Raw genomic sequence first — 21,301 nt, 5'->3', positions numbered from 1 at the left:
AAAACTGGCGCCATTCCAACCCGCCACGAGACCGTCTCATGCGCAAGACCTCCCCCCTCCTGCTCTCCAGCCTGGCCGCCGCCCTGGCGCTTGCCGCCGCCCCCGCCATGGCCCAGTCCAAGGGCGACTGGACGATCGGTGCCGGCGTGCACCAGGTCGCCCCGAAGTCCAACAACGGCTCGCTGGCCGGCGGCACGCTGAAGGTCGATGTCGACAACGACATCAAGCCGACCATCACCGGTGAGTACTTCATCGCCGACAACCTGGGCATCGAGCTCCTGGCCGCGCTGCCGTTCAAGCACGACATCAACATCGCCGGCCTGGGCAACGTGGGCAGCACCAAGCACCTGCCGCCGGTGGTGTCGCTGCAGTATCACTTCAACAGCAAGGGCAAGGTCTCCCCGTTCCTGGGCGCCGGCATCAACTACACCACGTTCTTCAGCGAGAAGACCGGCGGCGCGTTGGCTGGCAGCAAGCTGAAGATGGAAGACTCCTGGGGTCTGGCCGCCCATGCCGGCCTGGATTTCGCGATCAACGACAAGGGCTCGCTGCGCGTTGATGTGCGCTGGATGGACATCGACAGCAAGGTCAAGCTCGACGGCGAAAAGATCGGCACCGTCAACATCGACCCGCTCGCCTACGGCGTGTCGTACGTGTTCAAGTTCTGATCGGCGGATCAGAACCCACCAAGGCAACACCCTCGCAGCAAGACAGTTTCCCCGGCTTCGGCCGGGGTCTTTTTTGGGCTCATTCGGCCAACAGATGCCGCGCCGCCGCCTGCGCATGCAGGGTGGTCGTATCGAACACCGGCACCGTTGCATCCTGCGCGCCGACCAGCAGCATGATCTCCGTGCAGCCCAGGATGATGCCTTGCGCGCCGCGGTCCACCAGTCGCTGCATCACCGCCCGGTAGGTCTCGCGCGACGCCGGCAGCACCTGCCCCTGCACCAGTTCCTCATAGATGATCCGGTGCACCGCCGCGCGGTCATCGGCCTCGGGAACCAGTACCTCCAGGCCGTGCGCTTGGATGAGCCGGCCCTTGTAGAAATCGTGCTCCATCGTGAACGCCGTGCCCAGCAAGCCCACCCGCTGCAGCCCGGCGGCCTTGATCGCCTCGGCGGTCGGGTCGGCGATGTGCAGCAGCGGAATGGCGATCGCCGCCTGCACCGCATCCGCCATGCGGTGCATCGTGTTGGTGCAGATCACGATGGCGGTGGCGCCGGCGCCCTGCAGGCGCTGGGCGGCATCGATCATCCGCTGGGTGGCGGTGTCCCAGTCGCCGGCATGCTGCAGTGCCTCGATCTCGGCGAAATCGAACGACCACAACAGGATCCGGCCCGAGTGCAGGCCGCCCAGCGTGTCGCGCACCTGCTCGTTGATCAGGCGGTAATAGTGGGCCGAGCTTTCCCAGCTCATGCCGCCGATCAGGCCAACGATGTGGGCCATGGGTACCTCCGGTTTCCGCCCGATGCCAGGCACCCGGCGAGCCTAGCCCAAGCTGACCAGCGCTGCAGCCGGCCAGATCCCGGCAAGCCCGCGCGCGGCCAGCCCGCTAGAATGCCGCGGATGAAAATGCCTTCCCTGCTCCCGGCCACCGCCCTCGCGCTGGCCCTCACCTTTGTTTCCACCGATGCCCTGGCCTGGGGCGCACAGGGCCACCGCCTGGTGGCGCGGATCGCCGAAACCCGGCTGACCCCGCAGACCCAGGCCGAGGTTGACCGCCTGCTCGCCGCCGAGCCGGACCCGACACTGCACGCCATCGCCCCCTGGGCCGATCAGCTGCGCGCCAAGGACCCGGGCCTGGGCAAGCGCTCGGCCGGCTGGCATTACGTCAACATCGGCGAAGACGATTGCCGCTATGAAGTGCAGAAGCACTGCAAAAACGGCAACTGCGTGGTCGAGGCGCTGAAGGCGCAGACCGCGATCCTCGGCGACCGCAGCAAGTCCGACGCCGAGCGCGCGCAGGCGCTGAAGTTCGTCGTGCATTTCGCCGGCGACATCCACCAGCCGATGCATGCCGGCTACGGCCACGACAAGGGCGGCAACGATTTCCAGGTGCAGTTCAACAACCGCGGTACCAACCTGCACGCGCTGTGGGACAGCGGCATGCTGAACGAGCAGAAGCTGGATGACGACCAGTACCTCAAGCGCCTGCTCGCCCTGCCCAAGCCCACGTTCGGCAAGCGCTCCAACATCACTGTCGATGCCGTGCAATGGGCCGAAGCCAGCTGCCGGATCGCCATTGCACCTGGCGTTTACCCGGCAAAGCGTACGCTGGACCCGAGTTACGCGGCGACCTACCGCCCGGTTGCCGAACGCGAGCTGCGCCTGGCCGGTGAACGCCTGGCGGTGCTGCTCAACGACACCCTGGGCAAGCGCTGAGGTCAGTACCATGTCATTGCACGTTGCCAGTTTCTTCCACCCGGACAGCCACACCTTCAGCTACGTGGTGCATGACCCGGCGACGTTGCAGGCGGCGGTGATCGACCCCGTGCTGGATTACGACCCGGACACCGATGCCCTCGGCGCCGGGCCGCTGCAGCCGTTGCTTGCGCATGTGCGCCGGCACGGCCTGCAGGTGCGCTGGCTGCTGGATACCCACGCGCATGCCGACCATGTCAGTGCCGGGCGCTGGCTGAAATCCCAGTGGCCGGACGCGACCCTGGCGATGGGCCAGGGCATCGTGCAGGTGCAGCGCACCTTCGCACCGCGTTACGCGCTCGATGTACCTACCGACGGCTCGCAGTTCGATCATCTGTTCGCCGATGGCGAGCGCTTCACGCTAGGGGATATCGCGGCCGAGGTGATCGCGGTACCGGGCCACACCAGCGACAGCGTCGCCTATCGCATCGGCGATGCGCTGTTTACCGGTGATTCGCTGTTCATGCCCGACGGCGGCACCGCACGCTGCGACTTCCCCGGCGGTGACGCGGCGCAGCTGTACCGCTCGATCCAGCGATTGCTGGCATTGTCGGATACGACGCGTGTGTTCATCTGCCACGACTACGGCCCGGGTGGCCGCGAGGTCGCCAATCAAACCACGATCGGCGAACAGCGCGTGCACAACATCCACCTGCATGACGGCATCAGCGAAGCCGAGTTCGTCGCCACGCGCCAGGCGCGCGATGCCACGCTGGCCGAGCCGAAACTGATGGAGCCTTCGGTGAAGGCCAACATCCAGGGCGGTCCGGAAAGGTAGCGCCGGCCGCTGGCCGGCACCCCCTGTTGCCCGGTTGGCACACTACGCCTTACCTGTTCAGCGTCCTTGCCGGCGCACCACGTGTTGCCCTTTCACGATCTCGAACGTGAAGCCGTACAGCAGGCTTACCGGCACCGGTTCGATGCGCTCGGCGCCTTCGCAGTCTCCCCGATCCGTCGGCACGCGCTGCGGAGGGAAATGACAGACGGCCGCGGGGACAAAGCGCCACATCGCCACCGCTTCCTGGGCAGCCTGCATGAGCGGCGCGTTCTCCGCCGCATTGCCGGCGGCACAGTCGCTGCGATCGATCACTGGCAGACTGCGTTCGACCTTGCCTTCCGCATCGATCACCAGCTGCAGGCACACCGTCGTCGGTGCCAGCGCGCGGCGCGGATCGCGATCGCCGACAACCGGATCAGGCCCCGCATTGAGTTGCGGCATCCGGTAGCCCTCGGTCGGCCCCAGCTGATACGTCTCCACCTTTCCGCTCCCCTGAGCGCCGACGTTCGGATCCAGACGCTGGTGGCCCACGTTCTCGGCGCGGGTGTCCACCGTGGTGATCTGGTCGTGGCCCGCACAGCCTGCCACGGCCACCGCCAGCCCGATGATGACCAGCGCCTGCTTCACTGCGTGGTGCCCGGTTCGTCCATTGCGAAGGTCAGCGGAATCTTCACCGCCGAGGCGACCGCCTTGCCATCCTTGAGGGCAGGCTCGAAGGTCCACTTCTGCGCAGCCTCGATCGACACCGCATCGAACACGCCCGCCGGCGTCGAACTGAGCACGCGGATCGCACCGGCCCTGCCCGTCGCATCGACCTCCACGCGCAGCTCTACCTTGCCGGTGATGCTCTGCTCGAACGCCGCCTTGGGGTACCTCGGCGGCCCCATCTCCCGCGCCTTCGCCTGCACGTCCACGTCCTGCGTCGCCGCGGCAGTGCGCTCACCCGCTGCGCCCTGACTGGCCCACGCCACGGTGCCCAGCCCCACGCACATCCCGACCACCAGCACCTGGCCGGTCAACCACGGCAATGCCTTCCGCTTATGTTCCTTCAACATGGCAATACGCTCCTTCAACATCGGTTGGCTGCGCCAGTGGCAGGCCATCGGTGCAACCGGGTGGACCAACTGCGCCTTGAGCAGCGCGTTGGCGTAGAGCCGGCGCAGCGCCGGATGCGGGTCGACCGTGCGCGCGTCGCAGGCCAGCTCCTGGTCACGCAGGAAGCGGCGCGCCGCCCACGGCAGCAACGGGTGAAACCAGAACACGCAGCGCAGCAGGGCCAACGCGGCGTTTGCCCAGGGATCACCATGACGGCGATGGCTGTGTTCATGACGCAGGATCAGGTCCTGCTCGGCCGGGCTGAAACGCTGCTCGAAGTCGGGGCCGACCACGATCCGCGGGCGCCACAGGCCGACCAGCGCCGGCAGGCCCGGGTCGCCACTGGCCTGCCAGCTGCCATCCGCGCGCGGCTGCAGCGCGCCCAGGGCCTGCTCGAAGCGGCGCTGCGCGCGCCAGCTGATGCCGGCCATCGCCACCGCGCCCAGCAGCCACACCGTCAACAGCAGCAGCGGCCACTGCGAGGCATCGGTCGGCACGCCAGGCGCGCGCAGCGCCGAGGCCATCACCATCACCGGGACCGTCTCGGTGATCGGCAGCCGCGGCAGCGGCAGGTACGCGGCGATCAGCACCAATGGCAGCAGCCACCAACTGCGGTAGGCCAGCGCTGCGCCCCCCAGGCGCAGTAGCAGCGGCCGTACTGCGGCCAGCACCACGGCCGCGAGCGTCAACCACACGCTGGCCTGCAGCAGTCCATCGAGCAGCTCACTCATGATCCAGCTCCTGGATCAGTTGCTTCAGTTCGGCGATGTCCTGTTCGCTGAGCTCCCCGCGCTGGCTGAAATGCGCCACCAGCGGCGCGACGCGGCCGTCGAACACGCGCTCCAGGAAGCCCTCGCTCTGTTCGGCCACCCAGGCCTGGCGCTGCAGCACCGGCGAGTACAGATAGCGACGCCCGTCGCGGCTGGCGCTGACCGCCCCCTTCGTCAGCAGCCGGTTGAGCAGGGTCTTGATGGTGGGCTCGGCCCAGTCGCGACTGGCCAGCGCGGCCACCACATCATCAGCGCCCAGCGGGTGGCTGCGCCACAGCACCTCCATCACCACGGCTTCGGCTTCACTGATCTGGCTCATCATTTACATCCGTAATCGACGATTCGATTACGCCCGTAATCAGCACGGGTGTCAACCCTTCGACAGCCGGTTCATGCAGGCGCTGCCAGCATCGGCGCATGCCCCGCGGAGCCCTCGATGAGACGCTACCGAAAATTCGATTACCCAGTGGACGATGTGCGCCGCTTCCTGGAACCCGGCCCGGTCGTGCTGATCAGCTCGGCCTGGAAAGGCCAGCGCAACATCATGACGCTGGGCTGGCACATGGTGCTGGAGTTCACGCCCTCGCGCCTGGCGACCATGATTTCCAGCGGCAACCACAGTGTCGAGCTGATCCGCCGCAGTGGCGAATGCGTCATCAATGTACCCACCGCGGAGATGCTCGATACGGTGGTGGCTATCGGCAACAGCAGCGGCGCGGAGATCGACAAGTTCGCGCACTTTGGGCTGGAGGCGGTCGCCGCCAGCGAGGTTGCGGCCCCCTTGATCGCCCAGTGCCATGCCAGTTTCGAGTGCCGACTGGCGGACCGCAGCCAGATCAAACGGCATGGGCTGTTCATCTGGGAGGTGGTCAAAGCACACGTCGCACGCTCGCCGAAACTGCCGCGCACGGTGCATTACCGCGGCGATGGCCAGTTCATGCTTTCCGGCGATGAAGTCTCGCGTCGCCGTCTGTTCAAACCGGAAATGCTGTAATGACCCGCATGATTTCGCAGGATAGCGCCGCATGACCGAACACCTGACCGACCTGGACGCCGCCGTCGACTGGCTGCTGCAACGGGTCGATGGCCCCCTGCGCATTGGTGCCCCGCTCGCTTTGGGCAAGCCGCACCGGCTGCTCAACGCGCTGTATGCCCGTGTGGAAAACGACACCTCGCGGCCGCTGCAGTTGTACACCGCACTATCGCTGAACCCGCCGCGCGGCGGTGCCGGGCTGGAAGCACGCTTCATGAAGCCGTTCGCCGAGCGTCATTTCGGTGAGGACTTCCCCCGCCTGGCCTACGCCGATGCGATGGTGCGCGACCAGCTGCCGGCGCATGTGCAGGTGGAAGAGTTCTACATGCAGTCCGGCGCATTGTTGAATTCCTCGCAGGCCCAGCGCAGCTATACCAGCCTGAACTACACACACGCCGCCGATGCGGTGGCCCAGCGCGCGCCGCATGCGATCGTGCAGAAAGTGGCGATGCGCGCGAATGATCGGCGCCTGTCGCTGTCATGCAACAACGACATCACCCAGGACACGCTGGATGCGATGGTCGCGCGCGGGCTGCCACGCCCGCTGATGATCGCCGAGATCGATCCGCAGCTGCCCTATCTGGCCGGCTCGGCCACGGTGGATGTATCGTTCTTCGATCTGGTGATCACCCCGCCGGGGCCCTACCCGGCGCTGTTCGGCCTGCCCCGCCAGCCGGTCAGCGATGCCGATTACGCGATCGGCCTGTACGCCAGCACGCTGGTGCGCGATGGCGGCACGCTGCAGATCGGCATCGGCACGCTGGCCGATGCGCTCAGCCATGCGCTGGTGCTGCGGCATACCGACAACGCGCGTTACCGCCAGATTCTGCAGGCGCTGGATCCCGGTCTGGCCAGCCACCCCACCGTGCTGGAGTGCGGTGGCCTGGAGCCGTTCGAGATCGGTCTGTACGGCTGCAGCGAAATGCTCAACGAAGGCTTCCGCCGGCTGGTCCAGACCGGGGTGATCCGGCGCAAGGTGCATGACGATCTGGCGTTGCTGCAGCGGATCGAGAACGGCACCGCCTGGACTACCGACTACGCCACGCTCGAGGCCGAGGGCGAGTACCTGCACGGCGCGTTCTATCTGGGCTCGCCGGAGTTCTACCAGTGGCTGCGCGATCTGCCCGATGAGGAACGCAGCGCAATCGGCATGCGCCGCATCAGTGAGATCAACCAGCTCTACGGCGGCGATGAAACGCTGGAGCGGATGCAGCGCCGCGATGCACGCTTCTTCAACTCCTGCATGATGGCCACCGCGCTCGGCGCGGCCGTTTCCGATGCGCTGGAAGACGGCCGCGTGGTCTCCGGCGTGGGCGGCCAGTACAACTTCGTGGCGATGGCGCATGCCCTGCCCGGCGCGCGCAGTGCGCTGATCTTCCGCGCCACCCGCGAGGACAAGGGCACGTTGCAGTCCAACGTGCGCTGGAACTACGGACACACCACGATCCCGCGGCACCTGCGCGACCTCTACATCAACGAGTACGGCATCGCCGACCTGCGCAACATGACCGACGAGGACTGCGTGATCGCCATGGCCGCGATCACCGATGCACAGTTCCAGGCCGCATTGCTGGACAAGGCAAAGGCCTCGAAGAAACTGGCGGCCGGTTTCACTCCGTCCGGCGATGGCCAGCGCAACACGGCCGCGGCGGTCAGCACATCGCTCGCACCGTTCCGCCAGTCCGGCCTGCTGCCGGATTACCCGCTGGGCAGTGATTTCACCGAGGTCGAGCAGCACCTGGTCAAGGCGCTGGGCTGGCTGAAGCAGAACACGCAGACGCCGATGGCCAAGCTGCGCACGGTGCTGGCTGCGGTGACGCAACCGGCCGGCGATGGCGATCAGGCCTACCTGCAGCGGATGGGGCTGGAGGCACCGAAGACGTTCGGCGAACGCATCGAGGCGCGGCTGGTGCGGTTGGGATTGGCGCGCACTGCGTGATGCGCGCCGTCTTGGCACGCGGGTAGTGCCGGCCGGTGGGCGGCTCGCGCCAGGCCAGGGCAGACGGCAGATGATCGCGCCGTCCATCAATCCAGAACGAAAAGGCCGGCTTTCGCCGGCCTTCCGTTTGATGGCGCCGAGCATGGCTCGACGCTATCCAGCCGTCATCAGTTCGCCAGCTGCGCCTTGGCCGCAGCCACGACGTGCTCGGCGGTGATGCCGAAGTGCTTGTACAGCGCCTCCGCCGGGGCCGACGCACCGAAGGTGTCGATACCCACCACCGCACCGTCCAGGCCCACGTACTGGCGCCAGAAACCGGTGACACCGGCTTCCACGGCCACGCGGTTGCGCACGGCGTTGGGCAGCACGGACTCACGGTACGCCGCGTCCTGACGCTCGAAGACGTCGGTAGACGGCATCGACACCACGCGGGTCTTGATGCCGGCGGCATCCAGTTCCGCCTTGGCGGTCACGGCCAGGCCCACTTCCGAACCGGTACCGATCAGGATCACGTCCGGCACGCCACCTTCCGCATCGGCCAGCACATACCCACCACGCGCGATCTGGGCGACCTGCTCGGTGCTGCGCGGCTGGTGCGGCAGGTTCTGGCGGCTGAACACCAGGCAGCTCGGGCCATCCTTGCGGGTGATCGCGGCCTTCCAGCTGACCGCCGATTCAACCGCATCGCACGGGCGCCACACATCGTTGTTCGGGATGTAGCGCAGCGAGGCCAGATGCTCCACCGGCTGGTGGGTCGGGCCGTCTTCGCCCAGGCCGATCGAATCGTGCGTGTACACGTGGATCGCGTGGGCCGGGATCAGCGCGCTCATGCGCACGCCGTTGCGGGCGTAATCGCTGAACACCAGGAAGGTGGCGTCGAACGGAATGAAGCCGCCATGCAGGGCCAGGCCGTTGGCGATCGCGGTCATGCCGAACTCGCGCACGCCGTAGTACACGTAGTTGGCGTTCGGGTCGTCGGTGGCGACCGACTTGCTGGCCTTCCACAGGGTCAGGTTGGAGTGCGCCAGATCGGCCGAACCGCCCACCAGTTCCGGCAGCAGCGGCGCGAACGCTTCGATCGCCAGCTGCGAGGCCTTGCGCGAGGCGATGGTCTGGCCATCGGCCTGGACCTGGGCGATGTAGGCATCGGCCTTGGCGATGAAATCGGCCGGCAGCTCGCCGTGCGAACGACGGATCAGCTCATCGGCTTCGGCCGGGAACTGCGCGGCGTACTTGTCGAACTGCTGTTCCCACTCGGCCTGGCGCAGGGTGCCGGTACCGCCGGCACGCCAGCCGGCGTAGATTTCTTCCGGAATCTCGAACGGGCCGTACGGCCAGCCCAGCTGCTTGCGGGTCGCGTCCAGCTCATCCTTGCCCAGCGGGGCGCCGTGGCTGGATTCCTTGCCGGCCTTGTTCGGCGAGCCGAAGCCGATGGTGGTGCGGCAGCAGATCAGGGTCGGCTTGTCGAACTGCGACAGCGCGCCGTCGATGGCGGCCTTGATGCTGTCCGGATCGTGGCCATCGACGCCGCGCACCACGTTCCAGCCATAGGCTTCGAAACGCTCGGGGGTGTTGTCGGTGAACCAGCCATCGGTGTTGCCGTCGATGGAGATGTGGTTGTCGTCCCAGAAGCAGACCAGCTTGGACAGGCCCCAGGTGCCGGCCAGCGAGGCGGCTTCATGCGAGATGCCTTCCATCAGGCAGCCATCGCCCAGGAACACCCAGGTGCGGTGGTCGACGATCTCGTGTTCCGGGCGGTTGTAGCGCTGTGCCAGCAGCTTCTCGGCCAGGGCGAAGCCCACGGCGTTGGCCAGACCCTGACCCAGCGGACCGGTGGTCGTCTCCACGCCGGGGGTTTCATGGTGTTCCGGGTGGCCGGCGGTCTTGCTGCCCAGCTGGCGGAACTGCTTGAGCTGCTCGATCGGCAGGTCGTAGCCGCTCAGGTGCAGCAGCGCGTACTGCAGCATCGAGCCGTGGCCGTTGGACAGCACGAAGCGGTCGCGGTTGAACCACTTCGGATTCTTCGGGTTGTGACGGAGATAGTCGTTCCAGAGCACTTCGGCGATGTCGGCCATGCCCATCGGCATGCCGGGATGACCGGACTTGGCGGTTTCGACCGCATCAGCGGCAAGGAAGCGGATGGCATTGGCCAACTGGCGGCGGGTAGGCTGCGTCATGGTTCTGTCGGAGTCGGGAGGCTCCCGCGGAGCTGCGGGCAGCCCATTGTCCCACAGGTGATCGGCGGGGTCAGGCCGGAGACAGGCCAGGCCCTTAACGACAACGCCCCGCACAAGGCGGGGCGTCGGGAACCCGCAGGCCTGCGCAGGCTCAGTCGCGCGGGGCCGGGGCGGGTGCCGGGGCCACCGCGGCCACGACCGGGCCATCGTCCACCTCGCCCTTGGCCACCAGGGTGGTCAGGGCCAAGTCGCCGGTGACGTTCAGCGCGGTACGGCACATGTCCAGGAAGTGGTTCACGCCCAGGATCAGGCCGATGCCCAGCGGGTTCACGCCGACCATGGCGCAGATCATCGCCACCACCGGCAGCGAGCCGGAGGGCACGCCGGCGGTGCCGATGCCGCCCAGGATGCAGACCGCCATGACCATGAACTGCTGGCCGATGCTCAGGTCCACGCCGAAGAACTGCGCCAGGAAGATCACCGTCACGCCCTCGAACAGCGCCGTGCCGTTCTGGTTGGCAGTGGCGCCCACGGTCAGCACGAAGCGCGAGACCTTCTGCGGCAGGCCCATCTGGTCGGCCACGCGCAGCGCGGTCGGCAGGGTGGCGTTGCTGGAGGCGGTGGAGAAGGCCATCACGGTGGCCTCCTGGGTGTCGCGGAAGAACGCCAGCGGCGAGCGGCCGGACAGCCACACGGCCACGCCGTAGGTCACCACCATGTGCAGGCCCAGCGCCAGCACGACCACGCCCACGTAGGCGCCCAGGCGGATGATCAGCTCGAAGCCGAACAGGGCGGCCAGGTTGAACATGAAGCAGGCAACGGCGTACGGGGCCAGGCGGATGACCAGGTTGATCAGGGTCATCGAGACTTCGAAGATGCCTTCGATGGCACGACGCAGCGGGGCCACCTTCTCTTCAGGCGAAAGCACCATGCCGATGCCGAACATCAGCGCGAAGAACATCAGCGACAGGATCGCACCGTTGCTCGACGCGGCCTCGACTACGTTACTCGGCACGATCGACAGCAGCATGTCCATGCCCTTCGGCGTGCCATGGATACCGGCGACGATTTCCTTGCTGCGCTCGGCGTTCTCGGTGAGCATCTGCGCGGCCACGACCGGGTCCACGCCCGCACCGGGCTTGAGCACGTTGACCAGCACCAGGCCGATGCCCACGGCGATGCCGGAAAGCAGGATGGTGTAGGCAAGCGTCTTCCAGCCGATGCGGCCGAGGGCGCGGATGTCGCCCATCTCCGACACACCCATGATCAGCGCCGAGAAGATCAGCGGCACGATCAGCATGAAGATCAGATTGAGGAACAGGCCCGAGGCCGGGGTGGTGATGTAATCCATCACCCACTTGGCACCGGTATGCAGGCCGTCGATGCTGCCACCGAGGGCATGGACGGTCAGCCCGAGGACCAGGCCGATGATGAAGCCAATGCCCATTTTCCAATGCAAAGGCAGTTTCTGCCGGGTCGTTGCGGCCTCAGTCATGGAGCGGCGTTCCTCGAAAAAATGAAATCAGCTTAGCAAAGGCGGCCGCCCTGACCGACACGCCTTTTTATGAATGCGCAGATGGGTACAACGGCGCGAGGCCATTGTTCTGGGCGGCCGCACGCACCCGCCAGTGTGGTCCGTCATGGAAGGCGCGCCGCAGGTCCTGCCGGGCCTGGCCGACATCGCCGCCCTGCCCGCCCCAGCGGACCTGCTGCATCTGGACCAACGCCTCGCGCTGCTGGGCATCGTCGAGGTGCTCCAGCACCTGCTCCAGGGTCTGCACACCGCCCATGCCCGCCAGCACCGCGACGATCTCATCGAGCCCGCCCGCTTCCATGGCACGGCGCAGATCGGCGCGGGTGTACGCGCTGCCTGCCGCGGCGGCGGGAACGCCGCCTTCGGCACCGCGCACGGCAACCGGGCGCCCGCGCTGGCGCCAGCCCCAGACCAGGGTCAGCAGCCACAGCACGGCCAGGCCGGCCGACAGCCCGATCCAGCCCCACGGCCGTGACGCGCCCTGCGCCGGCGCCAGCTGCAGGTCGGTGGAAGATGCCGCCGGCTCGCCCGGCAGGGCCGAGGTGGTGTCCACCGGCAGGGTGGGTGAGGCACTGCCGGCGACTCCGGCGGCGATGTCCAGTGGCAGGTCCGGCAGGCTGGCGCTGCGCGGCTGCCCGGCCGCCACGTCCCACCACGCCATGCGCAGGCCCGGGACCGTCAGCGGTCCGGCCTGACGCGGCACGATCGCAAAGCGCCGGGTCAGCTTGAGCTGCGGGGTGTTGCCGTTGAAGGTTTCATCGAACTGCGGCGGCTCGGCGAACACCTGCGCGCCGGGGCCGACATCAGGCACGGGCAGCTCAGGGAACTGCGCCTTGGTCGCGCCATCGGCCACGGCCTCCACCACGATCGTGGCCGCCTCACCGGCACGGCCGGTGGTGGGCGCTGCGGTGTAGCGCAGGCGCAACCCGTGCAGCGGCAGCCACGGCTGCGGTGCAGAGGCCGGTTGCGCCTGGACCTGCAGCGTGCGCTCGGCCGATGCGGCACGCAGGCGACCATCGCCACCGAACATGTCGTTGAAGAAGCCGCCTGCGCTGCGCCCGTTGAACTGCGCCGCCGGCAGCACCAGCGGCCCGCTGCGCTCGGGAATCAGCAGGAAGCGCCGCTCCACCACGTTGTAGCGGCGCCCATTGACCTCGCGCACCAGGGTGCGGTCGTCGCCCACCCGCTGCAGCGAGGCGCCGGCCGGTGTATCGAGCACCAGTTCGCCACTGAGCAGTTGCGCGGCGTAGAACAGGCGCACCACCACGCCGACACTCTGCTGCACATAGGGCGTGGGATCGTCGACCTCGGTTTCGAGGAAGGCCGCGGCATCCCCCCTGGCCGCCGTGGGGGCCGACGCGCTGCTGGCGCCGACCTGCAGGGTCAGCGGCTGAGTGCGGCTGCTGCCCACCTGCAGGGCGGGAATCTGCAGGGTACCGGTGCGCTTCGGGCTGAGCGCGACGGCATACAGCGCGCGCGAGGTCGTCGCGCCGTTGCTCCACTGCACCTGGCGGCTGCTGGTCTGGCTGCTGAGATCGAAGTCGGTCCGCAGCGGGCCATAATCCGGCGCGCCGCCGCCCGCATCGGATTCGATGTTGAGGGTGACGGTATCGCTGTCGGTGATCTGCTCGCGGTCGAGCCAGGCGCGGGTCTGCGCGTGCACGGCCATGCTCGCGCACAGCAGCAGGGCAAGCCCGGCGCGCAACCAGCGCTGTATCGTGGAATGTGTCATCGCCCTTCCCGTTTCCTGCGTTCGTTTTCCAGCTGGAACTTGGCCCGCAGCAGGCTGCCGGGGTCATCCGGTACCCGCCGCATCCAGGCCTCGACCGCCTGCTGCTGCTCACGCTGCTGCGGGGTGCCGCTGACCTGGCCCTGCGCCTTGTCGTTGCCGTCGTTCTGCCCTTGGCGCTGCATCGCCTGCTGCATGCGCTCGCGCTGGGCCGCGTCAGCGTGGGCCTGCGCCTGGCTGTCGGCGGCCTGCGGCGAGTTTCCGCCCTCGGATTGGCCATCCTTTGGATCACCGGATGCGGGCGGCGGTGACTGACCCTGTTCGCCTTTGTCCTGCGGCGGCGAGGACTGACCGTCTTTACCCTGACCCGGGTTCTTGCCGGGTTCGGGCTGATCGGAGGGCGGCTTTTTCCCGTCCTTCTGATCGTTGTTCTGATCGTTGTTCTGTGGCGGTTTGCGCTTGCGGGCGGCCTCGACGGCGGCGCGATTGGCGACCGCATCGGCCATGCCTGGATGCTGCTTCAGCGCACGGTCGTAAGCCTCGATGGCGGCGTCGTACTGGCCCTGTCGCGCCAGCGCGTTGCCCAGGTTGTACCAGCCGGCATCGGTATCGATGCCCTCGAACTGCTGCTGCGCCGCCTTGAAATCACCCTTGCGGTACGCATCCACACCGGTGGACAGGCGCTGCTGGTCAATCTGGTCGGCGCGTTGCCACCACGTTCCCTCGGCGGCGTGTGCCGTCGTCGGCAGCGCCAGCGGCAGTGCCGCCATCATCACCAGCACCGCCAGCGCGCCGCGCCGCCGGAAGGCGAACAAGGCCAGCAGCATCAGCGGTGGCAACAGCCAGAACCCCTCATCCCGCCAGGTGCGGCCCTGCCCTTCGCGGCTGTCATCGGCACTGACCCGCGGGGTCAACACGTCGAGCGCCGCGAGATCCTTGTCATCGGAGGCGATACGCGCATAGCGGCCGCCGCCACGGCTGGCGACACCCCGCAGCGTGCCCTCCTCCAGCCGCGCCGGCACGATCTGACCCTCGCCGTTGCGGTAGGCCGCGCCCTGCGGCGTCCCCAGCCCGAGCACGGAGACCACGAAGCCCTGCGCGCGTGCCGAGGCTGCGGCCTGCTCTGCATCTGCATCGGCGCGATCGGTCAGCAGGAGAATATCGCCACCGCGTGCGCCGGATTGCTGCAGCAGCTTCACCGCCGTCTCCAGCGCACGGTCGGCACGCTGGCCATCGCGCGGCATCACGTCCGGTGCCAGCGCATCCAGATACAGCGCGACATTGGCCATGTCGTCGGTCAGCGGCGCCACGGCATAGGCATCGTCGGCGTATACGAGCAGCGCGACTTCGCCGCCCTGGCGCTCGCGCAGCAGCGTGGCCAGCTTGGCGCGCGCCTGCAGCAGGCGCGACGGCGGGAGATCGGTCGCGGTCACCCGCGAAGAGAGATCCAGCGCGACCACCAGCGGCGACGGCGTCTGCCACAGCGGCTGCGCGACCTGTCGCCACGAAGGACCGGCCAGCGCCACGATGGCGATCGCCGTGCCGAGCAGCAGCAGGATCAACCCGCCCCAGGCGCGACGGTCGCGGCCGACCAGAAGATGGCGCAGCAGATGCGCATCCACCGTCTGGCGCCAGACATTGGCGCGACGGCGACGCAGCCACCAGATCGCGACCAGCAGTGGCAGCACGAGCAGCGCCCACAAGGCATCGGGGCGGACAAAGTGCAGGGCGTTCCAGCTCGCGCTCATGTCCAGCGCCTCGGCAACAACCACGCCAAGCCGGCCAGCAGCAACGCCAGTGCCAGCGGCGGGGCGTAGCGTTCAATCCGCGGGCGCACCGCCGGGCCGGCCGATTTGACCGGCTCCAGCCGTTCCAGCTCGGCATAGATGCCGGCCAGCTCATCGGTGTTGCGCGCACGGAACGAGCGGCCGCCGGTGAGCTCGGCAATTTTGTTCAGGGTCGCTTCGTCGACCGGGTCTTCGCCGGGGGCGATCTGCACGCCAAACAGGCTGATGCCCCCGTCGCCGCCGAAGGCCACTGTATACACGCGCACGCCTTCGGCCTGGGCCAGCTCGGCCGCGCGCAGCGGTTCAAGCACGCCGGCATTGCTGACCCCGTCGGTCAGCAGGATCAGCACGCGCTGCCCTTGCGGCTGTTCGCGCAGGCGTTTGACCGCCAGCGCGATCGCATCGCCGATCGCGGTCTCGCGCCCGGCCAGGCCGACCACGCTGTCGCGCAGCTGGTCGCGCACGCTGGTGAGGTCGGCCGTCAACGGGGTCAGCGTATAGGCACGCTCACCGAAGATCAGCAGGCCGACGCGGTCGCCGACGCGGCGGTCGAGGAAGTCGGCGAGCACGGCCTTGGCTGCAGTCAGCCGCTCGACCACCTGATTGCCGAGCATCATGTCCGCTTCGCTCATGCTGCCGGAGACGTCCACCGCCAGCATCATCTGCCGGCCCTGCTGTGGCGGCGTCACCGCTTCACCCAGCTGCTGCGGTCGCGCGGCGGCCACGCACAGGCAGGCCCACGCCAGCCACAACAGCGCGCGCCCCAGTCGTGGCCCGGTGCCGCCCGAGGCAGCCCCGAGCGACTGCAGCTGATCGGCCGCATACGGCACCCGCAACGCGGCCCCCGCGCCGGGCCGCGATGGCCACCAGCGCATCAGGATCGGCACCGGCAGCCCCCACAACATCCACGGCCACGCCAGGCTGTCCACCCAGCTCAACCACGCCGGCAATGTCATCGCGATCATCGGCGCCGCTCCGTCAGCAGCGACAGATAACGGCGGCGGGCCAGCACGCGCAGCCGCCGTACCGCCTCGGCATCCACGCTCGGTCGATAGCCACCCTCGAGCAGCAGCGCACCATCGCCCTCGGAAAAGGCCCGGCTGTTCTTCTCATCCAGGAACGCCAGCCACGCGTTGCCCTGCAGACGTTCCGCACCGGGCTGGTACTGACGTGCCGCGCGGCGCAGCAGCTCGGCGATCGCCGCCACTTCCAGCACCGGCGAACCGGCCTGCGCGACCTGGGCATCGAACAGATCCAGCCAGCGCTGGCGTGCACGTCGCCGGCGCCAGTGCCAGACCCAGATTCCCGCCACCACCAGCACGATCACGCCGAACACCAGCCACCAGCCCGGCGCGGGCGGCCACCACGGCGGTGACGGCGGCAGTTGCACATCGCGCAGCGGCAGCGATGCGGCGGCGCTCATGCCACCACCGCGGTCGGCAGCGGGCTGAGCCAGCTGTCGCTGGCATCGTCGGTGGCCACCACGTGCGCCTGGATGCGGCGGGCGGCCAGGGCCGTCTGCAACGCTTCCAGGGGCGCGACGAAGCGTTCGCGCCAGTGCTCCCGCACCGCGGCACTGCCCAGATCGAGCAGCACGCGACGGCCCTGCGAAAGAAATGGCAGCGCATCGGCCGGCGGTGCCAGCTCCAGCGGATCGACCATCAGCATCACCACCACCTCGTGGTGCATCGCCAATGCCGCCCAGCGTGCGCTGCTGATGGTGGCGGCACGCGCTGGATCGGCCAGTACCACCACACGGGCACCGGGGCGCAGCAGACGTGCCGCCTGCTCCAGCGCACGATCCAGGCCGGCGTCCTCGGCAGGCGGTTCGGCATACCAGCGGGTCAGGGCGTCAAGCACGCGCAATACACCGCGGGTGCCCCCGGCCGGTGCGATCGGCGGCTCCTGGGTGCTGCCACGCACCGCAGCCAGGCGGTCTCCCTGGCGCTGCGCCAACCACGCCGCAACCGCACCGACGCGCGCGGCCTGCACGGATTTGAAGCGGACCCGGGTGCCGAAATACAGCACCGGATCGGTATCGGCGACCAGCAGCGTCAAGCGTTCGCGCTCGGCCTGGAAGAGTTTGGTATGCGCACGCCCGGTACGCGCGGTGACGCGCCAGTCGATATGCCGCGCGTCATCGCCCGGTACATAGTCGCGGGACTCGGCGTATTCCATCCCCCGCCCGCGCGCGGGCGACGGCGCACTGCCGGCGTGACCCAGCCGGCCACGCCGTGCCGGCGGCGCGCGGTGCGCGCTGCGGCGCAGCGCCACCAGTTCGGCCAGACTCGGCCGCAGGCCATCGCCTTCCAGCGGCGTAGCCGTATGCACGGGCGTATCCATCGCGCTCAGGGCGCCGGCACGCGGGCCAGCAGCTCGGCGACCAGGCGCTCGCCATCCCAGCCTTCGGCGGTGGCTTCATAGCTGGGCAGCACGCGGTGCCGCAGCACGTCGGGCGCGACGTTGCGCACATCTTCCGGGGTAACGAAGTCGCGGCCGGCCAGCCAGGCCCGGGCGCGGGCGCAGCGCTCCAGCGCGATCGAGCCACGGGGGCTCGCGCCCCACGCGATGCGCCGGGCCAGCGCCGGGTCGTAACGCGCGGCATCGCGCGAGGCCAGCACGATCTCGATGAGATAGCGCTCCAGCGCGGGCGCGACATGCAGCGACAGCACGGCCTTGCGTGCGGCGAACACATCGCTCAACGGCATGCGGGCGGGCGCGGCGGCCGGGGTGGACAGCGCTTCGCGCGCACGCTCGCGGGCCAGGCGCAGGATTTCGGTTTCCGCCTCCGAATCCGGATATCCGATCCTTACATGCATCAGGAAACGGTCGAGCTGGGCTTCGGGCAGCGGGAAGGTGCCCTCCTGCTCGATCGGGTTCTGCGTGGCCATCACCAGGAACAGCGACGGCAGCGGATAGGTATGGCGGCCGACGGTGACCTGGCGTTCGCCCATCGCTTCAAGCAGCGCGGACTGCACTTTGGCCGGGGCACGGTTGATTTCGTCGGCAAGCAGGATCGGATGGAAGATCGGGCCGGGCACGAATTCGAAGCGACCTTCCTGCGGGCGCCAGATCTCGGTACCGGTCAGATCGGCCGGGAGCAGATCCGGGGTGAACTGCACGCGTGAAAAATCCGCATCCAGCCGGGCGGCCAGCGCACGGATCGCCGTGGTCTTGGCCAGGCCGGGAGCACCTTCGACCAGCAGGTGGCCATCGGCCAGCAAGGCAGTCAGCAGGCGCTCGACGAGCGCACTCTGGCCGACGATCTCGGAGGACAGGCCGTCGCGCAGCGCGCGGAAGGCCTCATGCAGGCGGTCGTGCTCCACCGGAGCGGGCGTGGGGGTATCGGGCATGGGGGGCGGCAGATTCATGGCATCCATGTGACCTCCACGGTGGGCAGAGGTTCCATCGCCATGATGGCAGGACAGCGCCGGTTACGACATCAAGATTGGCTGAACGCAGAAAGGGCCGCACGTGGCGGCCCTTTCGTCATTGCAGCAGCGGTGCGGCTCAGTTGACGGCCGGATTGGCCTTGGCCACGCGCAGTACCTTCGGGGTCACGAACACCAGCAGTTCGGCCTTGTCCTTGTTGCGGCTGCGCTTCTTGAACAGATTGCCCAGGAACGGCACGTCGCCCAGGAACGGCACCTTGTTGATGCTGGTGCGGTCGGTGAACTCGTACACGCCACCGATCACCACGGTCTGGCCGTCGTCCACCAGCACCGCGGTGTTCACTTCGCGGCGGTTGATGGTCGGGACCTGGCCGTAGCCTGCCAGCAGGATGTAGCTCTCCACTTCATCCTTCTTGACCGCCATGTTGAGGAACACACGGTTGTCGTTGGTGATGGTCGGGGTGACCTTCAGCTCCAGCACCACTTCCTTGAACTGGACGTTGGGTTGGGCCGCGGCGCCGGCCGCACCACCACCGCTGATGGTGACGTAGCCGATTTCCTTACCCTGCTTGATCACCGCTTCGCGCTGGTTGGTGGTCACCACGCGCGGGTTGGAGATGACTTCGCCGCGCGATTCGGCCTGCATCGCCGAGAGCTCCACATCCAGCAGGTAACCGGCATTGAGGATCGACAGCGCCAGCGAACCGGGGTTGTTGATCGCCGCCACCGGCAGGTTCCAGTTCAGGCCTTCGGCGAACTTGGTCGCACCACGCACCGGGATCGCGCCGGTACGGCCACCGGCCACCCACTCGTTGATCGCCTTCTGGTACTCGGTGTCCTTGGTGCCGCGATCGTTGATGTTGTTGTGGTTCTGATCGGTGTTGGCCCCGAAGAACACGTCCTGGCGGCTGCCACTGATGCCGAACTTGGCGCCGAGTTCACGTGCGAAGGTATCGGTGGCGATCACGATCCGGCTCTCGATCAGCACCTGGTCGACCGGACGGTCGATCACGCTGATCAGCTCACGCATGCGCGCGATCTTCTTCGGAATGTCGCTGATCATCAGGGTGTTGGTGCGCTCGTCGGCCACGATACGGCCGCGCGAGGACAGGAACCCGCTGTCTTCCTGCGAGCTGCCACCACTGCCACCGCTGCTGCCGCCGATCCCCTTGGCTTCGGTCAGCGCTTTGAAGATCGCCCCGGCGTTGTGGTAGTTGATCTGCACGTAATCGGTGACCAGATCCTCGCGGTTCTCGATCGCGATGCGCGCGTCTTCCTTGTCCTGCTCGAACTTGGCCAGTTCCGGCTGCGGTGCCACCCAGATCACGCCGCCATCGCGACGCTTGTCCAGACCCTTGGCCCGCAGCACGATGTCCAGCGCCTGGTCCCACGGCACGTTGATCAGGCGCAGGGTTACGTTGCCCTGCACGCTGTCGGAGGCGACCACGTTGAGGTTGGATTCCTCCGCGACCAGCTGCAGCACGGTACGTACCGGCACGTCCTGGAAGTTGAAGGTGACCGGCTTGCCGCTGTAGCCGCGCTGGCCCAGGGCCGCCGCGGCCTGGCTGACCGAGGTGGCGGTGACCGCGCCCGTCGCCGGGGCGGCCTGGCGCGGGCTGATCTCGACCACGTATTCGTTGCCGCTCTGGTAGGCCAGCGACTCGAACGCGGTGTTGGTGTTGAGCACCAGCTGCGTGCCGCCGCCATACGGCTTGGGATCGATGCGCTGCACGGGCGTGGCGAAGTCGGTCACGTTGATCGACTTCTGCAGGTTTTCCGGCAGGCGTGCGTTGCCGACGTCGATGACGACGCTGTTGCCCTGGCTGCGCAGATCCGGGCTCGCGCCCTGGCCATCGAACTGCAGGATCAGCCGGCCGGCGCCATCGTCGCCGCGCTTGAAGTCGATCTTGGACACCGACAGCGAGGCCGGCGCGGTCGCCGGCGCGGTGGTGGCCGCCGGTTTGGGCACTGCGCCGCTGGGCGTGGCCGCCATCAGCGTGCCGTTGGCCACCATGAGCGCGACTCCCAGCGCGCACAGGTGGAGCAACTTCTGGCGCCGGACGGAACGCAGCCGCATGGCGTTGGAAAAGGTCATCGTGCTATCCCCATAATCATTCATTGATCTTCAAGCGCGAGCGTTGCCGGCCGTTCCAGCCAGCCACCCGCGCCATCCGGCACCAGTTCAATCAGCTCAATCCGGTCCTCGAAGACCCCGGTCACCCGCCCGTCGCTCTGCCCCAGATAGACGCCCGGACGCACCCGATAGGTGACCTTGTCCGGTGCCATCACCAGTACGACGAGTCCGCCCCCACGGCCGATCGAACCCACCATGTCCAGGCTGTCCAGCGGGAAATCTTCCAGCGGCTCCTTGCGGCGGTTCGGATCCGGACGCAGCCCCGATCCCCCTTGCGGATTGGTCCAGGCGTCGGTGAACGGGTCGCGCATCCCCTGCGCGGAATATTCAAACGTCTCGAACTGCTGCATCACCGGCAGCGGCTCAAGCGGCGGTGCCGGACGTGCACGCACGTCGGCCACCCACTTCTCCAGGTTCGGTGCATCGCCGGGCGTACTGGTCACGCCGCGTGCGCAGCCGGCCAGCAGCACGACCATCAACAGGCCACCTACCCGTGCGGTCGACGTCAGAGG

The 21,301-nt window shown here is 68.0% G+C and carries 19 protein-coding genes; 5 read left to right on the top strand and 14 right to left on the bottom strand.

Annotated elements, in window-relative coordinates; translation table 11 throughout:
* The first annotated feature begins 38 nt into the window (after positions 1-38).
* Positions 39-668: an OmpW/AlkL family protein gene (locus tag ACE026_RS19750; RefSeq protein WP_265309077.1), complete on the top strand. Its 630-nt coding sequence runs from the start codon at positions 39-41 to the stop codon at positions 666-668.
* A 79-nt stretch (positions 669-747) separates the two neighbouring features.
* Here the strand turns inward: ACE026_RS19750 and ACE026_RS19745 are convergent, their stop codons facing one another.
* Entirely contained in the window at positions 748-1,446 is a 699-nt protein-coding gene (locus tag ACE026_RS19745) for an aspartate/glutamate racemase family protein (RefSeq protein WP_486040527.1), read from the bottom strand.
* A gap of 111 nt (positions 1,447-1,557) precedes the next feature.
* Here ACE026_RS19745 and ACE026_RS19740 point away from each other — a divergent pair, with 111 nt between their 5' ends.
* Together ACE026_RS19740 and ACE026_RS19735 are read left to right on the top strand one after the other, a co-directional pair.
* Positions 1,558-2,382: a S1/P1 nuclease gene (locus ACE026_RS19740; protein WP_486040526.1), complete on the top strand. Its 825-nt coding sequence runs from the start codon at positions 1,558-1,560 to the stop codon at positions 2,380-2,382.
* Between the two features lie 10 nt (positions 2,383-2,392).
* The gene (locus ACE026_RS19735; protein ID WP_486040525.1) at positions 2,393-3,199 is read left to right on the top strand and encodes an MBL fold metallo-hydrolase; all 807 of its coding nucleotides are present in this window, start codon (positions 2,393-2,395) and stop codon (positions 3,197-3,199) included.
* 57 nt (positions 3,200-3,256) lie between these two features.
* Here ACE026_RS19735 and ACE026_RS19730 read toward each other — a convergent pair whose 3' ends face one another.
* Genes ACE026_RS19730 through ACE026_RS19720 form a run of 3 tightly spaced genes read right to left on the bottom strand, consistent with a single transcriptional unit; the run spans position 3,257 to position 5,383 of the window.
* Positions 3,257-3,826 carry a hypothetical protein gene (locus ACE026_RS19730; RefSeq protein WP_486040524.1) on the bottom strand — a complete coding sequence of 190 codons (570 nt, stop codon included), beginning with the start codon at positions 3,824-3,826 and terminating at the stop codon, positions 3,257-3,259.
* On the bottom strand, positions 3,823-5,025 hold the full coding sequence (locus ACE026_RS19725) for a M56 family metallopeptidase (RefSeq protein WP_486040523.1): 1,203 nt from the start codon (positions 5,023-5,025) through the stop codon (positions 3,823-3,825). Before ACE026_RS19725 ends, ACE026_RS19730 begins: the two co-directional genes overlap by 4 nt.
* Complete coding sequence (locus tag ACE026_RS19720; protein WP_486040522.1) at positions 5,018-5,383, bottom strand: BlaI/MecI/CopY family transcriptional regulator; 366 nt, start codon at positions 5,381-5,383, stop codon at positions 5,018-5,020. The genes ACE026_RS19725 and ACE026_RS19720 overlap by 8 nt, the downstream gene beginning before the upstream one ends.
* Positions 5,384-5,500: 117 nt before the next feature.
* Between ACE026_RS19720 and ACE026_RS19715 the strand changes: the two genes are divergently transcribed.
* Together ACE026_RS19715 and ACE026_RS19710 are read left to right on the top strand one after the other, a co-directional pair.
* Positions 5,501-6,058 (top strand): flavin reductase family protein, encoded by a 558-nt coding sequence (locus ACE026_RS19715; RefSeq protein ID WP_486040521.1) that lies wholly within the window; start codon positions 5,501-5,503, stop codon positions 6,056-6,058.
* 31 nt (positions 6,059-6,089) lie between these two features.
* Positions 6,090-8,036, top strand: coding sequence for an acetyl-CoA hydrolase/transferase C-terminal domain-containing protein (locus ACE026_RS19710; protein ID WP_486040520.1), 1,947 nt, complete (start codon positions 6,090-6,092; stop codon positions 8,034-8,036).
* A 167-nt stretch (positions 8,037-8,203) separates the two neighbouring features.
* Here ACE026_RS19710 and tkt read toward each other — a convergent pair whose 3' ends face one another.
* From tkt to ACE026_RS19660, 10 genes are all read right to left on the bottom strand, one after another.
* Positions 8,204-10,213 (bottom strand): transketolase, encoded by a 2,010-nt coding sequence (gene tkt, locus ACE026_RS19705; RefSeq protein ID WP_486040518.1) that lies wholly within the window; start codon positions 10,211-10,213, stop codon positions 8,204-8,206.
* A gap of 151 nt (positions 10,214-10,364) precedes the next feature.
* Positions 10,365-11,708, bottom strand: a complete 1,344-nt coding sequence (locus ACE026_RS19700) for a dicarboxylate/amino acid:cation symporter (protein ID WP_486040517.1) — start codon at positions 11,706-11,708, stop codon at positions 10,365-10,367.
* Positions 11,709-11,775: 67 nt separating this feature from the next.
* Positions 11,776-13,479, bottom strand: coding sequence for a BatD family protein (locus tag ACE026_RS19695; RefSeq protein WP_486040516.1), 1,704 nt, complete (start codon positions 13,477-13,479; stop codon positions 11,776-11,778).
* Positions 13,476-15,224 (bottom strand): VWA domain-containing protein, encoded by a 1,749-nt coding sequence (locus tag ACE026_RS19690; RefSeq protein ID WP_486040515.1) that lies wholly within the window; start codon positions 15,222-15,224, stop codon positions 13,476-13,478. The genes ACE026_RS19695 and ACE026_RS19690 overlap by 4 nt, the downstream gene beginning before the upstream one ends.
* Complete coding sequence (locus tag ACE026_RS19685; RefSeq protein ID WP_486040615.1) at positions 15,221-16,219, bottom strand: vWA domain-containing protein; 999 nt, start codon at positions 16,217-16,219, stop codon at positions 15,221-15,223. The genes ACE026_RS19690 and ACE026_RS19685 overlap by 4 nt, the downstream gene beginning before the upstream one ends.
* A gap of 5 nt (positions 16,220-16,224) precedes the next feature.
* Positions 16,225-16,686, bottom strand: coding sequence for a DUF4381 domain-containing protein (locus ACE026_RS19680; RefSeq protein WP_486040513.1), 462 nt, complete (start codon positions 16,684-16,686; stop codon positions 16,225-16,227).
* Entirely contained in the window at positions 16,683-17,606 is a 924-nt protein-coding gene (locus ACE026_RS19675; RefSeq protein WP_486040512.1) for a DUF58 domain-containing protein, read from the bottom strand. The genes ACE026_RS19680 and ACE026_RS19675 overlap by 4 nt, the downstream gene beginning before the upstream one ends.
* A gap of 5 nt (positions 17,607-17,611) precedes the next feature.
* The gene (locus ACE026_RS19670; RefSeq protein WP_121041204.1) at positions 17,612-18,634 is read right to left on the bottom strand and encodes an AAA family ATPase; all 1,023 of its coding nucleotides are present in this window, start codon (positions 18,632-18,634) and stop codon (positions 17,612-17,614) included.
* A 139-nt stretch (positions 18,635-18,773) separates the two neighbouring features.
* Positions 18,774-20,750 carry a type IV pilus secretin PilQ gene (locus tag ACE026_RS19665; protein WP_486040511.1) on the bottom strand — a complete coding sequence of 659 codons (1,977 nt, stop codon included), beginning with the start codon at positions 20,748-20,750 and terminating at the stop codon, positions 18,774-18,776.
* Positions 20,751-20,770: 20 nt separating this feature from the next.
* The gene (locus ACE026_RS19660) at positions 20,771-21,265 is read right to left on the bottom strand and encodes a pilus assembly protein PilP (RefSeq protein WP_226956626.1); all 495 of its coding nucleotides are present in this window, start codon (positions 21,263-21,265) and stop codon (positions 20,771-20,773) included.
* Between the last annotated feature and the right edge of the window lie 36 nt (positions 21,266-21,301).

It is taken from the genome of Stenotrophomonas sp. AGC87, assembly GCF_057333975.1.
Note: the sequence above shows the minus strand (reverse complement) of the source record. Positions and strands in the feature narration are given on the sequence as shown.

Bases quoted from the DNA above. Each gene is read 5' to 3' on its own strand.
- ACE026_RS19735 (WP_486040525.1), top strand. From the start codon at position 2,393: ATGTCATTGCACGTTGCCAGTTTCTTCCACCCGGACAGCCACACCTTC.
- ACE026_RS19720 (WP_486040522.1), bottom strand. From the start codon at position 5,383: ATGAGCCAGATCAGTGAAGCCGAAGCCGTGGTGATGGAGGTGCTGTGG.
- ACE026_RS19700 (WP_486040517.1), bottom strand. From the start codon at position 11,708: ATGACTGAGGCCGCAACGACCCGGCAGAAACTGCCTTTGCATTGGAAA.
- ACE026_RS19675 (WP_486040512.1), bottom strand. From the start codon at position 17,606: ATGGATACGCCCGTGCATACGGCTACGCCGCTGGAAGGCGATGGCCTG.
- ACE026_RS19670 (WP_121041204.1), bottom strand. From the start codon at position 18,634: ATGAATCTGCCGCCCCCCATGCCCGATACCCCCACGCCCGCTCCGGTG.
- tkt (WP_486040518.1), bottom strand. From the start codon at position 10,213: ATGACGCAGCCTACCCGCCGCCAGTTGGCCAATGCCATCCGCTTCCTT.
- ACE026_RS19680 (WP_486040513.1), bottom strand. From the start codon at position 16,686: ATGAGCGCCGCCGCATCGCTGCCGCTGCGCGATGTGCAACTGCCGCCG.
- ACE026_RS19715 (WP_486040521.1), top strand. From the start codon at position 5,501: ATGAGACGCTACCGAAAATTCGATTACCCAGTGGACGATGTGCGCCGC.
- ACE026_RS19685 (WP_486040615.1), bottom strand. From the start codon at position 16,219: ATGACATTGCCGGCGTGGTTGAGCTGGGTGGACAGCCTGGCGTGGCCG.
- ACE026_RS19660 (WP_226956626.1), bottom strand. From the start codon at position 21,265: ATGGTCGTGCTGCTGGCCGGCTGCGCACGCGGCGTGACCAGTACGCCC.
- ACE026_RS19665 (WP_486040511.1), bottom strand. From the start codon at position 20,750: ATGACCTTTTCCAACGCCATGCGGCTGCGTTCCGTCCGGCGCCAGAAG.
- ACE026_RS19750 (WP_265309077.1), top strand. From the start codon at position 39: ATGCGCAAGACCTCCCCCCTCCTGCTCTCCAGCCTGGCCGCCGCCCTG.
- ACE026_RS19740 (WP_486040526.1), top strand. From the start codon at position 1,558: ATGCCGCGGATGAAAATGCCTTCCCTGCTCCCGGCCACCGCCCTCGCG.
- ACE026_RS19690 (WP_486040515.1), bottom strand. From the start codon at position 15,224: ATGAGCGCGAGCTGGAACGCCCTGCACTTTGTCCGCCCCGATGCCTTG.
- ACE026_RS19745 (WP_486040527.1), bottom strand. From the start codon at position 1,446: ATGGCCCACATCGTTGGCCTGATCGGCGGCATGAGCTGGGAAAGCTCG.
- ACE026_RS19725 (WP_486040523.1), bottom strand. From the start codon at position 5,025: ATGAGTGAGCTGCTCGATGGACTGCTGCAGGCCAGCGTGTGGTTGACG.
- ACE026_RS19710 (WP_486040520.1), top strand. From the start codon at position 6,090: ATGACCGAACACCTGACCGACCTGGACGCCGCCGTCGACTGGCTGCTG.
- ACE026_RS19695 (WP_486040516.1), bottom strand. From the start codon at position 13,479: ATGACACATTCCACGATACAGCGCTGGTTGCGCGCCGGGCTTGCCCTG.